The 14,660-nt window shown below is 70.1% G+C and carries 14 protein-coding genes; 10 read left to right on the plus strand and 4 right to left on the minus strand.

Features of this window, described 5'->3' with window-relative positions; translation table 11 throughout:
- Nucleotides 1–387: 387 nt before the first annotated feature.
- The 7 genes from AWB89_RS19410 to AWB89_RS19440 all read left to right on the plus strand — a co-directional run bounded on the left by AWB89_RS19410 (nucleotide 388) and on the right by AWB89_RS19440 (nucleotide 9,259).
- Complete coding sequence (locus AWB89_RS19410) at nucleotides 388–1,356, plus strand: DMT family transporter (RefSeq protein ID WP_085103140.1); 969 nt, start codon at nucleotides 388–390, stop codon at nucleotides 1,354–1,356.
- A 29-nt stretch (nucleotides 1,357–1,385) separates the two neighbouring features.
- On the plus strand, nucleotides 1,386–2,069 hold the full coding sequence (locus AWB89_RS19415; protein WP_085175855.1) for a class III extradiol ring-cleavage dioxygenase family protein: 684 nt from the start codon (nucleotides 1,386–1,388) through the stop codon (nucleotides 2,067–2,069).
- Nucleotides 2,066–2,992 carry a tRNA (adenosine(37)-N6)-dimethylallyltransferase MiaA gene (gene miaA / locus AWB89_RS19420; protein ID WP_085175857.1) on the plus strand — a complete coding sequence of 309 codons (927 nt, stop codon included), beginning with the start codon at nucleotides 2,066–2,068 and terminating at the stop codon, nucleotides 2,990–2,992. The genes AWB89_RS19415 and miaA overlap by 4 nt, the downstream gene beginning before the upstream one ends.
- Nucleotides 2,993–3,070: 78 nt before the next feature.
- Nucleotides 3,071–3,943 carry a diaminopimelate epimerase gene (dapF, locus tag AWB89_RS19425; RefSeq protein ID WP_085175990.1) on the plus strand — a complete coding sequence of 291 codons (873 nt, stop codon included), beginning with the start codon at nucleotides 3,071–3,073 and terminating at the stop codon, nucleotides 3,941–3,943.
- Nucleotides 3,944–3,989: 46 nt separating this feature from the next.
- Nucleotides 3,990–5,426, plus strand: a complete 1,437-nt coding sequence (gene hflX / locus AWB89_RS19430) for a GTPase HflX (RefSeq protein ID WP_085175859.1) — start codon at nucleotides 3,990–3,992, stop codon at nucleotides 5,424–5,426.
- Nucleotides 5,427–5,518: 92 nt separating this feature from the next.
- The gene (locus AWB89_RS19435) at nucleotides 5,519–6,679 is read left to right on the plus strand and encodes an acyl-CoA dehydrogenase family protein (protein ID WP_085175861.1); all 1,161 of its coding nucleotides are present in this window, start codon (nucleotides 5,519–5,521) and stop codon (nucleotides 6,677–6,679) included.
- Nucleotides 6,680–7,123: 444 nt separating this feature from the next.
- A complete protein-coding gene (locus AWB89_RS19440; protein WP_085175863.1) occupies nucleotides 7,124–9,259 on the plus strand; it encodes an LGFP repeat-containing protein in 2,136 nt (711 codons plus the stop codon).
- Nucleotides 9,260–9,265: 6 nt separating this feature from the next.
- Here the strand turns inward: AWB89_RS19440 and lexA are convergent, their stop codons facing one another.
- Complete coding sequence (lexA, locus tag AWB89_RS19445; RefSeq protein ID WP_085102847.1) at nucleotides 9,266–9,955, minus strand: transcriptional repressor LexA; 690 nt, start codon at nucleotides 9,953–9,955, stop codon at nucleotides 9,266–9,268.
- 291 nt (nucleotides 9,956–10,246) lie between these two features.
- Between lexA and AWB89_RS19450 the strand changes: the two genes are divergently transcribed.
- From AWB89_RS19450 to AWB89_RS19460, 3 genes are all read left to right on the plus strand, one after another.
- Nucleotides 10,247–10,744, plus strand: a complete 498-nt coding sequence (locus tag AWB89_RS19450; protein WP_085175865.1) for a LysM peptidoglycan-binding domain-containing protein — start codon at nucleotides 10,247–10,249, stop codon at nucleotides 10,742–10,744.
- Nucleotides 10,745–10,844: 100 nt separating this feature from the next.
- A complete protein-coding gene (gene nrdR, locus AWB89_RS19455; protein ID WP_085102851.1) occupies nucleotides 10,845–11,324 on the plus strand; it encodes a transcriptional regulator NrdR in 480 nt (159 codons plus the stop codon).
- Between the two features lie 9 nt (nucleotides 11,325–11,333).
- Nucleotides 11,334–11,828 (plus strand): peroxynitrite isomerase, encoded by a 495-nt coding sequence (locus AWB89_RS19460; RefSeq protein WP_085175867.1) that lies wholly within the window; start codon nucleotides 11,334–11,336, stop codon nucleotides 11,826–11,828.
- An 8-nt stretch (nucleotides 11,829–11,836) separates the two neighbouring features.
- Here AWB89_RS19460 and AWB89_RS19465 read toward each other — a convergent pair whose 3' ends face one another.
- Genes AWB89_RS19465 through AWB89_RS19475 form a run of 3 tightly spaced genes read right to left on the minus strand, consistent with a single transcriptional unit; the run spans nucleotide 11,837 to nucleotide 14,610 of the window.
- A complete protein-coding gene (locus AWB89_RS19465) occupies nucleotides 11,837–12,523 on the minus strand; it encodes a PhzF family phenazine biosynthesis protein (protein ID WP_085175869.1) in 687 nt (228 codons plus the stop codon).
- 33 nt (nucleotides 12,524–12,556) lie between these two features.
- Nucleotides 12,557–13,588, minus strand: a complete 1,032-nt coding sequence (locus AWB89_RS19470) for an alpha/beta fold hydrolase (protein WP_085102857.1) — start codon at nucleotides 13,586–13,588, stop codon at nucleotides 12,557–12,559.
- Nucleotides 13,589–13,635: 47 nt separating this feature from the next.
- A complete protein-coding gene (locus tag AWB89_RS19475) occupies nucleotides 13,636–14,610 on the minus strand; it encodes a proteasome assembly chaperone family protein (protein WP_085102859.1) in 975 nt (324 codons plus the stop codon).
- Nucleotides 14,611–14,660: the final 50 nt, after the last annotated feature.

Raw genomic sequence — 14,660 nt, forward strand, 5'->3', positions numbered from 1 at the left:
ACCTTCCAAACCTCTCGCGCGGTGATGTCCCGCGCACCTGCCGCGCGTGGCGGCTCCCGTTCGCACTTCGACTGGTTCCCACAGTATTCAAGCAGGTTGGCGGGCGTCGCGCCCCTACCCGTTGGCCGCGCCCGGCGTCGCCGGGGCGGATAACAGTTCTATTCCGTCGTCGCTTCGGCCATAGGGCGCCGCGGCGCCGCCCGGTACCGTTGCGGAAGTCGAGTGGTGTTTGAGGTGGGATGAGCGAGGCGCGATGGATGCTGCGTATCCGGTCCCGGCGCTCGCGCCCGTACGGCACTACAGTGGTCGCTGAATTCTGATCGAACAGCGCGTGTACACGCAGCGTCGAAGGGAATGCTGCTCGGAAACGCCGGAGAGGGGGCTCGCATGACGAAAGTGGATGTCGCAGCGCTGATTGCGTTGTGTGCGGCGCTGGCTTCCGCGGTCGGCGACGTGATCCGGCAGCGCTCGGCCCAGGAGATCACCGACAAGGAGGTCGGGCACCTGGAGCTGTTCCGGATGTCGTTGCGCGACAAGCGGTGGTGGCTGGGCGGGCTCGCGGCGATCGTCAACTACAGCTTGCAGGCCGCCGCCCTGGCCTGGGGCTCGGTGGTGTTGGTGACGGCGCTGCAGGTGACCGCGCTGCTGTTCGCGCTGCCGATCTACGCGCGGCTGACCAACTACCGGGTGACCCGCTGGGAGTGGGTGTGGGCGCTGGTGCTGGCCGCGGCGCTGGCGGTGGTGATCATCGTCGGCGACCCGCGCTCCGGTCACGAGCGGGCCCCGCTGTCGACGTGGCTGATCGTGGCCGCGGTGATGGGCCCCACGCTGGTGCTGTGTGTGGTGGGAGCCCGGATCTGGAAGGGCCGTCCCGTCGCGGCGATCCTGTTGGCGGTGGTGGCGGGTTCCTCGCTGGCGCTGTTCGCGGTGCTGACCAAGGGCGTCGTCGAGGTGGCCGAAAGCGGCGCCGGTGCGGTGCTGCGCATGCCGGAATTCGTTCCCTGGCTGCTGGTGGCGCTGTGCGGCATGGTTTTCCAGCAGTCCGCCTTCCGCGCCGGCGCGCTCACCGCGTCGCTGCCCACCATGACCGTGGCCAAGCCCGTGGTGGCGGGCGTTCTCGGCGTCACCGTCCTCAGCGAGACGCTGCGGGCCACCGGACCCGCCGCGCTTGCGCTGGTGTCGTCGGTGGCCTTGGTCATCATCGCGACGGTTGCGCTGGCCCGGGGCGAGGCCGCCTCGATGGCGGCCGGGACCGGGCGGGACCTGAGAAACGAACCGCTGCCCGGCGACCCGCCGCCGCAGGAATCCATCCCGGTTTCCCAGGCGGCCCCGGACGCAACCAAGACGATTACCTAGTCCGGTCCGCGTCCCGTTAGTTTTGTGGCGTGCTGGGCGCCATCGCCATCGTTCCCTCCGCGCCGGTGCTCGTTCCCGAGCTCGCCGGGGCGGCCGCCGCCGAGGTTGCCGACCTCACCTCGGCGGTGCTGTCGGCGGCGGCCCTGCTGCCGTCGCGCTGGGTCGCCGTCGGAACGGGCCCTGCCGACGACGTACTCGAGCCGGAGGCCGGCGGCACCTTCGCCGGCTTCGGGGTGGACGTTCGCGTCGGGCTGTCCCCGCGGTCCGGCGCCCCCGGCGACCTTCCCGTGTGCGCGCTGCTCGCCGGGTGGGTGCGGGGGCAGGCCCGCTCCGACGCGGCCGTGCAGGTCCGCGTCTACCGCGGCGACCAAGACACCGAAACCGCGCTGGCCCACGGCAGGCGCTTGCGCGCCGAGCTGGACCGCGTCCCGGACCCGATCGGGGTGCTCGTCGTGGCCGACGGCGCGAACACCCTGACGCCGTCGGCGCCCGGCGGTCACCATCCGGGCGACGCCGACGCGCAAGCGACCTTGGACGACGCGCTGGCCAACGGCGACGTCGCCGCCCTGGCCGGGCTGCCGCGGCAGATCCTGGGCCGGGTCGCGTTCCAGGTGCTCGCCGGCCTGGCCGGGCCGGGGCCGCGGTCGGCCAAGGAGCTTTACCGGGGAGCGCCCTTCGGCGTGGGCTACTTCGCCGGCGCCTGGCAACCATGAGACCGATCGCGATCATCGGGCCCACCGGCACCGGCAAGTCACAGCTGGCGCTCGACGTCGCCGAACGGATCGGCGGGGAGATCGTGAACGCCGACGCCATGCAGCTGTATCGCGGCATGGACATCGGCACCGCCAAGCTGCCGGTCGAGGCGCGCCGCGGCATCCCCCATCACCAGCTCGACGTCCTCGACGTCACCGAGACGGCCACCGTCGCCCGCTATCAGCAGGCCGCCGCGGCGGACGTCGAGGCGATCGCGGCCCGCGGCGCGGTCCCGATGATCGTGGGCGGCTCGATGCTCTACATCCAGTCCCTGCTCGACGATTGGTCGTTCCCCGCGACCGACCCCGCCGTGCGGGCGCGCTGGGAGCGGCGGCTCGCCGAGGTCGGGGTCGGCCGGCTGCACGCGGAGCTGGCCCGCCGCGACCCGGCGGCGGCCGCTTCGATCCTGCCGACCGACGGCAGGCGCACCGTGCGCGCCCTGGAGGTCGTCGAGCTCACCGGGCAGCCGTTCGCCGCCTCCGCGCCGCGCATCGGCGCCCCGCGCTGGGACACCGTCATCATCGGATTGGACTGCGACACAACCGTTCTCGACGAGCGATTGGCCCGGCGCACCGACGCGATGTTCGATGAGGGCCTGGTCGAGGAGGTGCGCGGGCTGCTGGCCGACGGTCTGCGCGACGGGGTCACCGCCTCGCGCGCCCTGGGCTACGCGCAGGTGCTGGCCGCGCTCGACGCGGGCGGTGAAACCGGCCCTAGCGCGGATCAGCTGCGCGACGCGCGGGAGCAGACCTACGTGGGCACCCGGCGCTACGTGCGGCGGCAGCGGTCGTGGTTCCGGCGCGACCACCGGGTGACCTGGCTCGACGCCGCCGATGGCCCCACGCTCGTCGAGGACGCTTTGCGAGCGTGGCAAGTACCCTGAACTGGTGATCCGCGCCGACGACGATGATGCCCGTGGATCGGTGGGGGTACCGCCCGCTTGCGGGGGAGAGTGGCGCACATGATCTTCGCCAAGGGCCACGGCACGCAGAACGACTTCGTGCTGCTGCCCGACCTCGACGCCGGGCTGGCGCTGACCGCCGCCCGGGTGGCCGCGCTGTGCGACCGGCGCCGGGGCCTGGGCGCCGACGGAGTGCTGCGGATCACCACCGCCGGCGCCGCGGTGCGGGCGGGCGTGCTCGAGCGCCTGCCCGACGGCGTCGGCGCGGGCGACTGGTACATGGACTACCGCAACGCCGACGGGTCCATCGCGCAGATGTGCGGCAACGGCGTGCGGGTCTTCGCGCACTACCTGCGGGCCGCCGGCCTGGAATCGCGCGACGAGTTCGTCGTCGGGTCGCTGGCCGGCCCGCGGCCGGTCACCCTGCACCACGCCGGCGCGACCAACGCCGACGTCACCGTCGACATGGGCAAGGCCAACCGGGTCGGCACGGGGGAGGCCACGGTCGGCGGCAGGCGGTTCACCGGCCTGGCGGTCGACGTCGGCAACCCGCACCTGGCCTGCGTCGACCCGCAACTGGACGCCGAGGGGCTGGCGGCGCTGGACGTCGGCGCGCCCGTGGCGTTCGACCGCGGCCAGTTCCCGGACGGCGTCAACGTCGAGGTGCTCACCGCGCCGGCGGGGGGACTGGTCCGGATGCGGGTCCACGAACGCGGCGTCGGTGAGACCCGCTCGTGCGGCACCGGAACGGTCGCGGCCGCCGTCGCCGCGCTGGCCGACGCCGGGGCCGATACCGGGACCCTCACCGTGCGGGTGCCCGGCGGCGACGTCGTGGTGACCGTCACCGACGCCACGAGCTACTTGCGCGGACCGTCGGTGCTGGTGGCCCGCGGCGAGATCAGCGAGGAATGGTGGCACGCCCAGGAGCGTTAAATCAGGTGCGCTGCACCGATTTAGCGTGCACTATTGCTAATTGCCTATGACACATCCCGAATCTCCCTTTTACGATCAGCCGGATCTCGAGCCCAGTGCGGGCGAACTCGCCCTCGAAGACCGGTCGGCGCTGCGCCGGGTCGCCGGGCTGTCCACCGAACTCGCCGACGTCTCCGAGGTCGAGTACCGCCAGCTGCGCCTGGAGCGCGTGGTGCTGGTGGGCGTGTGGACCGAGGGCAGCGCCGCCGACAATCAGGCCAGCATGGCCGAGCTCGCGGCCCTCGCCGAGACCGCCGGCTCGCAGGTGCTCGAAGGCCTGATCCAGCGCCGCGACCGGCCCGACCCGTCCACCTACATCGGCTCCGGCAAGGCCGCCGAACTGCGCGAGGTGGTCCTGGCCACCGGCGCCGACACCGTCATCTGCGACGGCGAGCTGTCGCCGGCCCAGCTGACCGCGCTGGAAAAGGCCGTCAAGGTCAAGGTCATCGACCGCACCGCGCTGATCCTGGACATCTTCGCCCAGCACGCCACCAGCCGGGAGGGCAAGGCGCAGGTGTCGCTGGCCCAGATGGAGTACATGCTGCCCCGGCTGCGCGGCTGGGGTGAGTCGATGTCGAGGCAGGCGGGCGGCCGCGCCGGCGGCAGCGGCGGCGGCGTGGGGCTGCGCGGTCCCGGTGAGACCAAGATCGAGACCGACCGGCGCCGCATCCGGGAACGGATGTCCAAGCTGCGCCGCGAGATCAAGGACATGAAGCAGGCCCGCGACACCCAGCGCAGCCGCCGGCTGCACAGCGACGTCCCGTCGATCGCCATCGTCGGTTACACCAACGCGGGCAAATCCAGCCTGCTCAACGCGCTGACCGGGGCCGGGGTGCTGGTGCAGGACGCGCTGTTCGCCACCTTGGAGCCCACCACCCGGCGCGCCGAACTCACCGACGGCCGTCCGGCCGTCCTCACCGACACGGTCGGCTTCGTCCGGCACCTGCCGACCCAGCTGGTCGAGGCGTTCCGCTCCACGCTGGAGGAGGTCGTCGACGCCGACCTGCTGGTGCATGTGGTCGACGGCTCGGACGCCAACCCGATGGCCCAGATCAACGCGGTCCGCCAGGTGGTCACTGAGATCTTTTCGGAGATTGCCTCCCATGACGGCGGCCCGCCGCCCGAGCTGCTGGTGGTGAACAAGGTCGACTCCGCCAGCGACCTGACGCTGGCCAAGCTTCGCCACGGCCTGCCCGGCGCGGTGTTCGTCTCCGCGCGCACCGGCGAGGGCATCGACGACCTGCGGCGGCGGATGACCGAGCTCGCGGCGCCCACCGACACCGCCGTCGACGTGGTCATTCCATACGACCGCGGCGACCTGGTCGCCCGGCTGCACGCCGGTGGGCGCGTCCAGCACGAGGAACACAACGCCGACGGCACCCGGATCAGGGCGCGCGTCCCGGTGGCGCTGGCGGCAAGCCTGCGCGAGTTCGCCGCCCGCTAGCCAGCCCGGCCCGGCCCACTGCCGACCAACCGGGTGGTTGGTATATCTTGGGCGGCAGAGTCCCATTCGCCGAGGGTCAGCGGAGGTTGTCCATGAGCAGTGCCATCAAGTACGAGCGCACTCTTTTCGAGCCCGAGCACGAACTGTTCCGCGAGTCCTACCGCGGCTTCCTCGATCGCCACGTGGCCCCGTACCACGACGAATGGGAGAAGGCCAAGATCGTCGACCGCGGCGTGTGGCTGGAGGCCGGGAAGCAGGGCTTCCTGGGCATGGCGGTGCCCGAGGAGTACGGCGGCGGCGGCAACCCCGACTTCCGGTACAACACGATCATCACCGAGGAGACCACGCTCGGCCGGTACAGCGGAGTCGGCTTCGGCCTGCACAACGACATCGTGGCGCCGTACCTGCTGTCGCTGGCGAACGACGAGCAGAAGCAGCGCTGGCTGCCGAAGTTCTGCACCGGCGAGATCATCACCGCGATCGCCATGACCGAGCCGGGCACCGGCAGCGACCTGCAGGGCATCAAGACCCGCGCGGTCAAGCAGGGCGACCACTACGTGCTCAACGGCGCAAAGACGTTCATCACCAACGGGATCAACTCCGACCTGGTGATCGTGGTCGCCCAGACCGATCCGGACAAAGGCGCGCAGGGCTTCTCGCTGCTGGTGGTCGAGCGCGGCATGGAGGGATTCGAACGCGGCCGGCACCTCGACAAGATCGGCCTCGACGCGCAGGACACCGCCGAGCTGTCGTTCACCGACGTGCATGTGCCGGTCGAGAACCTGCTCGGCGAGGAGGGGATGGGGTTCATCTACCTCATGCAGAACCTGCCGCAGGAACGGATCGGGATCGCCATCATGGCCGCCGCCGCGATGGAAGGCGTGCTGGACCAGACGCTGCAATATGTGAAGGAGCGCAAGGCCTTCGGCAAGCCGATCGGCAGCTTCCAGAACAGCCGCTTCGTCCTCGCCGAGCTGGCCACCGAGGCGACCGTGGTGCGGATGATGGTCGACGAGTTCGTCCGCCTGCACCTCGACCACAAGCTGACCGCGGAACAGGCCGCCATGGCCAAGTGGTACTCCACCGAAAAGCAGGTGCACCTGATCGACCGGTGCCTGCAACTGCACGGCGGCTACGGCTATATGCGCGAATACCCGGTTGCCCGAGCCTATCTCGACGCTCGGGTGCAGACGATCTACGGCGGCACCACCGAGATCATGAAGGAGATCGTCGGTCGCAGCCTCGGCGTCTAGCAATCATGTTGCGGCGCAACGCAATCGCGGCTTTCGGCGCGCACAGCACGCCGCACCGCGCGCCCCGTCGGCTAGCTAGCCCGGCAAATAATGAATGGCCTAATCGGCCATTCCGGCGGGTAGTTCGCTGACTAGCTAACGGCCTCGCGTACCGTCGGCGCATGTGTTTCTCGTATATCGACTGCGTAGTCACACATCGCCACATCGGCGATCGCGGCGCTGGTGAGCGGGGTCGATTGCGGTCCGGGCGCGCTCCGGCATCATTTCGACATCGGCGCGGTATCCGTTTCCGTACTATTTCCAATTTGACTTCGCATTGCATGTCGGCCGGGGCAAAGTTGTGCGAGTCCGGCGATAATGCGGTTCGGCACGGGTTTAGGTGCGGTCATGGCCGGGGATAGGTGCCTATCCATCGGAGGCTTGGTGAGCGGGCAGAGAGGTCGAATGCGCAAGCTGGTCGGACGCGCGCTGGTTGGCATGGCGGCCGCGGTGCTGGCGGCCGCATTGCTGGCGCCGTCCGTGTCCGCGTCGCCGATCGGCGACGCCGAGGCCGCCATGATGGCCGCGTGGGAGAAGGCCGGCGGCGACACCTCGCCGCTGGGCGCCCGCAAGGGTGACGTCTACCCGGCCGGCGACGGGTTCGCGCTGGACTTCGACGGCGGCAAGATGTTCTACACCACCGAGACGGGCGCCAAGTTCGTCTACGGCCCCATCCTGGACAAATACGAGGCGCTGGGCGGTCCCGTCACCAGCGATCTGGGCTTCCCGACGATCAACGAAGTTCCCGGCCTGGCCGGACCGGACAGCCGGGTGGCCACCTTCTCGGCCAGCGACAAGCCGGTGATCTTCTGGACGCCCGACCACGGCGCCTTCGTGGTGCGCGGCGCGATGAACGCCGCCTGGGACAAGCTGGGCAGCTCGGGCGGCGTGCTGGGGGCGCCGGCCGGCGACGAAACCTACAACGGCGAGGTCACCTCCCAGAAGTTCAGCGGCGGCGAGATCTCCTGGAACCGCAAGACCAAGGAGTTCACCACCAACCCGGCGCCGCTGGCCGACCAGCTGAAGGGCCTGCAGGTGGCGATCGATCCGGCCGCCGCCATCAACATGGCGTGGCGGGCCGCCGGCGGGGCCACCGGCCCGCTGGGCGCCAAGCAGGGCGGAACCTATCCGATCGGCGGCGACGGGATCGCCCAGAACTTCGCCGGCGGCAAGGTCTTCTTCAACCCGGCCACCGGCGCGAACGCCCTCGAGAGCGACGTCCTGGCCAAGTACGAGTCGCTGGGCGGGCCGGCGGGCAGCGACCTCGGGTTCCCCACCGCCAACGAGTCCGACGGGGGCATCGGCCCGTCCAGCCGGATCGCGACCTTCGCGGCGGTCGACAAGCCGGTGATCTTCTGGACCTCCGACCACGGTGCGTTCGTGATACGCGGCGCGATGAAGGCCGCGTGGGACAAGCTGCGCGGCCCCAACGGCAAGCTCGGCGCCCCCGTCGGCGATCAGTCCGTGGACGGCGACGTCGTCTCGCAACAGTTCACCGGCGGCAAGATCTCGTGGAACCGCGCGAAGAACTCGTTCGCCACCGAGCCGTCGAATCTGGCGCCGCTGCTGTCCGGCCTGCAGGTGTCGGGACAGAACCAGCCGAGCACCGCGGCGATGCCCTCCCACGGCAAGAAGTTCGACTGGCACCGGTGGTGGCTGCCGGCCGCCATCGCGGTGCTGGTGCTGATCCTGCTGTCGGCGTTGCTGACGTTCGGGTTGCGCCGGCGGCGCGCGCGCCGCGGCGCCGGCGACATCGCCGCCGCCCCCGCCTACGAGCCCGAGCGCGACGCGCACACCGGCTACGAGGAACCGGCCGACGCGCGCTGGGGCCAGGACGACGGCGAGCTCGCGACCGACCACTTCGCGGCCGGGGACCTGCATCCGGCCGAGGAGCAGCCGGCGGCCGACGCCGAGTCCGCGGGGCGGGTCAGTTGGAGCCGGGGCGCCGAGGCGCTCGATGCCGAGGAGCAAGATCCCGATGCGGTGGACACGGATTCCATTCCGATCGTCTCCGGGGCCGCCCTGGCGGAGGGCGGCTATCCCGAAGTCGCCGGCGAGGGCTCCTACGAGAACGCCGCCTACGACGACGTGGGCTATGAGGACACCGGCTACGAGCAGGCCAGCTACGAGGAGCCCGGCTATGAAGAGCCCGGCTACGAGGAGCCCGGCTACGAGCAGGCCGGCCAGCCGGATGCCGCCGCGGAAGACGCCGAGCTACCCGAGGCCGGCGGCCCCGAGGCGGCGGAGGCCTTGGCGGCCGGCGCCGAATCGCGCATCGGCCGGCACCATGCGGCCGCGGACGACGAGGAAACACCGGGCCCGGAAGCGGTCGACGCGGCGCCCGTCGCCGCTGGTCGCCCGACGATCCGCCTGCCGCTGGACGACCCCTACCAGGTGCCCGACGGCTACCCGATCAAGGCCAGCGCGAGCTTCGGCCTGTACTACACGCCCGAGAGCCCGCTCTATCACGACACCCTGGCCGAATTATGGCTGTCCAGCGAGGAAGTCGCGCAGGCCAACGGCTTCGTCAAGGCCGACTGAGCGGCGCTAGACCTTGCGGATCACCGTGACGACTTTGCCGAGCACGGTCGCGTCGTTGCCCGGGATCGGGTCGAACGCCGGGTTGTGCGGCATCAGCCACACCTGACCGCCCGCGCGCTTGAACGTCTTGACGGTCGCCTCGCCGTCGATCATGGCCGCGACGATGTCCCCGTTGTCGGCGACGTGCTGCTGCCGCACCACCACCCAGTCGCCGTCGCAGATCGCGGCCTCGACCATCGAATCGCCCACCACCTTGAGCAAAAACAGCGTGCCCTCGCCGACCAGCTCGCGGGGCAGCGGGAAGACGTCCTCGACCGCCTCTTCGGCGAGGATCGGCCCACCGGCGGCGATGCGCCCCAGCACCGGGACGTAACTGGGCTCGGGCAGCGCGTCCGACCCGGCGACCTCGGTGACCGCCGCCGCGTCGCCGGTGTCCTCGGCGCCGCGGACGTCCACGGCCCGCGGGCGGTTCGGGTCCCGGCGCAGGTATCCCTTGCGTTCCAGCGTGCGCAGCTGGTGAGCCACCGACGACGTGGAGGTCAGGCCGACGGCGTCGCCGATCTCCCGGATGCTCGGCGGGTAGCCGCGGCTGGTGACCGAGGCGCGGATGACGTTCAGAATGGTGCGCTGCCGTTCGGTCAGCGACGAGTCCACGGGGTGCGAGCTGCTTGATGGGGTGTCGTTGCTGTCGCTCATGCACCGAATGTAGCGGCAGCGCGCCAAAGAATCAAACATGTGTTCGACTGGCGTGTCGCGGCGGCGGGGAGGTCCCGAAACAGGCGATTGGCAGCCGAATAACAAAGGTGTAACTCTTCGATTGATCGGGTATCTCAACGCCATGTCAGCGGTCGCGCCCCCAAAGTTGTCGGTGGGGTGCTCTAGCGTTTTGCTCGTCCGACACGCTTCGCTCAAATGTTCGGGTATCGAACACACGAGCGATATAGTTTCGAACACACGAGCGAGAATGAGTTGACCGGAGGAACGCAGATGACCATCATCCACACAGTCGCGCCGCGTACCAGCGGCGTTCGGCGCCCGGTCAACGGGCCGGTGCCGGTGCTCCGCCACGGCCGGGACGGGCTGGCCCGTTCCCGCCGGCCGGGTCCGTCCAGGCCGGCGGTCGCGCCGCCGCGCTACCACGGCACCGGCGTCGCCATGTCCGTCGCGCCGCACCGCGCTCGTCGTCCGGTCACGCTGGCGACGACGGTGGGGCTGGCGCTGGTGGCCGGAATCATCACGCTGTGGCTGGGGCTGGTCGCCAACATCGGCCAGGCGGTCAACGGCGATTCGCCGGGATCGGCCGCCGCGGTGCCCGATCGGCTCGCCGTCGTGCGGGTCGAACCCGGCGAGTCCCTGCAGGATGTCGCCCACCGCGTGGCGCCGGACGCGCCGGCCCGCCAGGTGGCCCAGCGGATTCGCGAACTCAACGACCTGAACTCGCCGTCCGTCGCCGCGGGTCAGACGCTGATCGCGCCGGTCGGCTGACGCGCGAAGCGCGACAAGGTGACGATGCCAAGCGGGGGAGCGCACGGGTACGCTCGGGGTGTTCTGCGACCCCGGATGTGAGCACGGCGAAGGAGCGGTCATGCACTGTCCGTTCTGCCGCCATCCCGATTCCCGGGTGATCGACTCGCGGGAAACCGATGAAGGCCAGGCCATCAGGCGCCGCCGATCCTGCCCCGAGTGTGGGCGGCGCTTCACCACCGTCGAAACGGCGGTGCTGGCCGTCGTCAAACGCAGCGGCGTCACCGAGCCGTTCAGTCGGGAAAAGGTCATCAGCGGGGTCCGGCGGGCCTGCCAGGGCCGCCAGGTCGACGACGACGCGCTGAATCTGCTTGCCCAGCAAGTGGAAGACACTGTGCGCGCCGCCGGGTCGCCCGAGGTGCCCAGCCACGAGGTCGGCCTGGCCATCCTCGGGCCCCTGCGCGACCTCGACGAGGTGGCCTACCTGCGGTTCGCCTCGGTGTACCGGTCGTTTTCCTCCGCGGAGGACTTCGAGCGCGAGATCGAGGCGCTGCGCGCGCACCGCAACGTGTCCACCGATCCGGAACCGGTCACTCGCTAGGCTGTCGTCATGCCGCCCGATCTGCATCCCGATCTGGAGGCGCTGGCGCCGTTGCTGGGGACCTGGGCCGGTCGCGGTTCGGGCAAATATCCCACGATCCAGCCCTTCGACTACTTCGAGGAAGTCGTGTTTTCCCATGTGGGTAAGCCGTTTTTGGCCTACGCGCAAAAGACCAAGGCGGTCGCCGACGGTAAACCGTTGCACGCCGAGACGGGGTTTCTGCGGGCGCCGCGGATGGGCGAAATCGAGCTGGTTCTGGCCCATCCCAGCGGCATCACCGAAATCGAAGTGGGCACCTACTCGGTGGACGGCGACGTCATCGAAGTCGAGATGTCGACGAGCCCCGGCGGGGTGATCGGGCTGACCCCGACCGCCAAAGAGGTGACCGCCCTTGGCCGTTCGTTCCGCATCGCCGGCGACGAGCTGTCCTACTCCGTGCGGATGGGCGCCGTGGGCCAGCACCTGCAGGATCACCTCGACGCGGTCCTGCGCCGCCAGCGCTGAGCCGCGGGTCAGTCGACCTGCCTCACGCCGTCGCCCACGACGCGCCCCGCCACCGCGACCCAGCCCTCGGCGTTCCACGTGGTTTCGATGACCGACCCATTGCCCTGCGTGATGTGCAGGTCGCGGCTGAGGTAGTCGGTGAGCCGCATCGCCGCGGACCCGGTGGCCTCGTCCTCCGGCACGCCGAGGTTCGCGAAAAACCCCCGCGCGCGCAGCGTCCCGGCCGGCCGATCCACCCAGGCCCACACGTAGTGCCCGACGTCGACGGGGAAGTCCGCCGGGTCGGCGCCCAAAACATCGTCGGCGGAATCGAATTCGTGGATCGCCAACTCCGGCGCCCACTCGGAGCGGGCGCTGATCCGGGTCAGCTCGCCCGGATAGCTCACCTGCACCAGCCCGGCCGGCACCTGCAGCGTCTTGATCGGCCGGCCGTTGTCGCGCAGCCACCACGCCGCACCGACGGTCGGGTGCCCGGCGAACGGAAGCTCGGTGCGCGGGGTGTAGATCTTCGCGTGCGCGGTGCTCGCGCCGGCGGCCGGCAGGTCGATGAATACCGTTTCGCTGTAACCCAATTGGGTCGCGAGCCGTTGCCGGTCCCCGGGTGCCACCAGGGCGGCGTCGACGACGCCGAGCGGATTACCGAAGTTGCCGTCCGCGTCGGTGAACACGCGGACCACGGTCACGTCGAGCCCCATGACCCGACTGTACGGGCCGGGTCAACGCAATTATCAGGTGGCGCTGCGCTCGTCGGAGCCCATGGCGTTCAGCACGGCGACGCGGGTGTCGGCCGGGCCGGTGACGGTCTTCTCGCCGCCCCCGGTGCGCAGCAGCTCGCGAAGGGCGGCCTGGTCGTATTCGGCGGGTTGGGTGCTGTCGATGAAGCGCTGCACGACGTCGATGAAGCGGGCCGGGTCGTCGTGGAAGGGGAAGTGGCCCGAGCCTTCGAAGATCTCGAGGCGCGAGCCGGGCATCGCGGCGTGCGCCATCCAGGCGTGCCGGACGGGGACCACGACATCCTTGGTGCCCCAGACGATCTGAACCGGGATGGCCTCGGTCAAATAACATCGGTCCAGCATCGTCACGATCTGCCCGCGCCAGTCCACCACCGCCCGCAGGGTCCGGCTGAAGGCCGCCGAGGCGGTCGGCTCCGGCAGGTCGTCGAGGATGCGCAGCACGTTGGGCAGGTCGTGGCCCAGCGCGGTCGACCCGATCGCCAGCCCGGCCAGCTTGCCCGCGAGCTGAACCGCCGGCAGCACCAGCGGCAGCCGCAGCAGCGCCAGCGCCTCGCTGCCCATCGGCAAGGAGGCCAGCCGGAAGACGACGTTGACGTCCTTGGTGACCCCGCCCGCCGCGACCAGGATCAGCCGGTCGACCAGATGCGGGAACTGGTAGGCGAATTGCATGGCCACCCCGCCGCCCAGCGAGTGGCCGATGATCGTCACCCGCTCGATGTCGAGCACGGACAGCAGGTCACGCATCCCGTTGGCGTAGGCGGCCGCCGAGTAGTCGGCGCGCGGCTTGTCGGATTTCCCGTGGCCGAGCAGGTCGGGGGCGATCACGGTGAACCGCTGGGCGAGCTTGGCCTGCACGGCATTCCAGGTGGTGGAGTTGTCACCGATGCCGTGCAGCAGCAGGATCGCCGGGCCGGAACCCGCGATCCGGTAGGCCCGCCGATACCCGTGAATGGTGCGGAACTCGAGCGTCGGCGTGGTCACTTCACGCACCGGGCGAAGGTTGCTCTTGCGCTTGCGCTCGGTCATCTCGCCAACCTTGGTGTCGGCCCGGGCTATGGGCGTTTTAAAGAGTCTCAAGATTGGTCGTCGTCGTTCTTTTTCTTCTCTGCCTGCTGGGCAAGGAATCTCTCGAACTCGGCGCCAAGCTCGTCGCCGCTAGGCAGGTCCTCGTCGCGAGTTAGTAAAGACCTGTTCTCCTGAGCGTCGATGAAGGCATCGTACTGGCGCTCGAGCGCGGCCACCACTTGAGCGACTTCCGCGCTCGCCTGGACCTGTTCATCGATTTTGGCCCGGATCTCGTCGGCGGCCTCGGTCAGCGCCGACAGCGGCAGCTCGAGCGATCCGCTCTTGGCGACCTGCTCGAGCAGCGCCTGCGCGGCGGCCGGGTAGTCGGTCTGGGTCAGGTAGTGCGGGACGTGCACGGTGAAGCCGACGACGTCGTGACCGTGCTGGGCCATCCGGTATTCCAGCAGGTTGGACGCGCTGCCGGGAACCTGGATCTCCGAGATCCAGGGCTGGAAGTCGGAGATGAGCTCCTTGTTGTTGGAATGCGCCGTCAGCGTGATCGGGCGCGTGTGCGGAACGGCCATCGGGACGGTGCCCAGGCCGATGGTGCGCCGCACCCCCAGCCGTTCGGCCAGCAGGCGCACCGCGGTGATGAAACGCTCCCACTTCAGGTCGGGCTCCAGGCCGGCCAGCAGCAGGAACGGGGTGCCGACGCTGTCGCGCAGCGCGTACAGGCTCAGCTCCGGGTCGTCGTAGTGGGTGAAGTGGTCGGTCTTGAACGTCATCAGCGGCCGCCGCGAGCGGTAATCCAGCAGCTCGTCGATCGCGAACGACGCCACCAGCTCGGCGTCCAGCGCCGCCTTCAGGTGGGTGGAGGCCAGCCGGATCGCGTGACCCGCGTCGGAGAAGCCCTCCAGCGCGTGCACCATCACGGGGCCGAGGCCGTCGGCCGTCGACAGCTGGGGCGCCGGGAACTCCAGCTCGTACATGCCGGGCTGCCCTGGCTGGTAGTCGTCGTCGTCCGGACTGTGATGGCGCGCCATCGGGCTCCCTCCTCTCGGGAATCTCTCCAGGGTGCCCTAACAAGTCTCCC

This window comes from Mycobacterium paraense, from assembly GCF_002101815.1.
GTDB lineage: Bacteria > Actinomycetota > Actinomycetes > Mycobacteriales > Mycobacteriaceae > Mycobacterium > Mycobacterium paraense.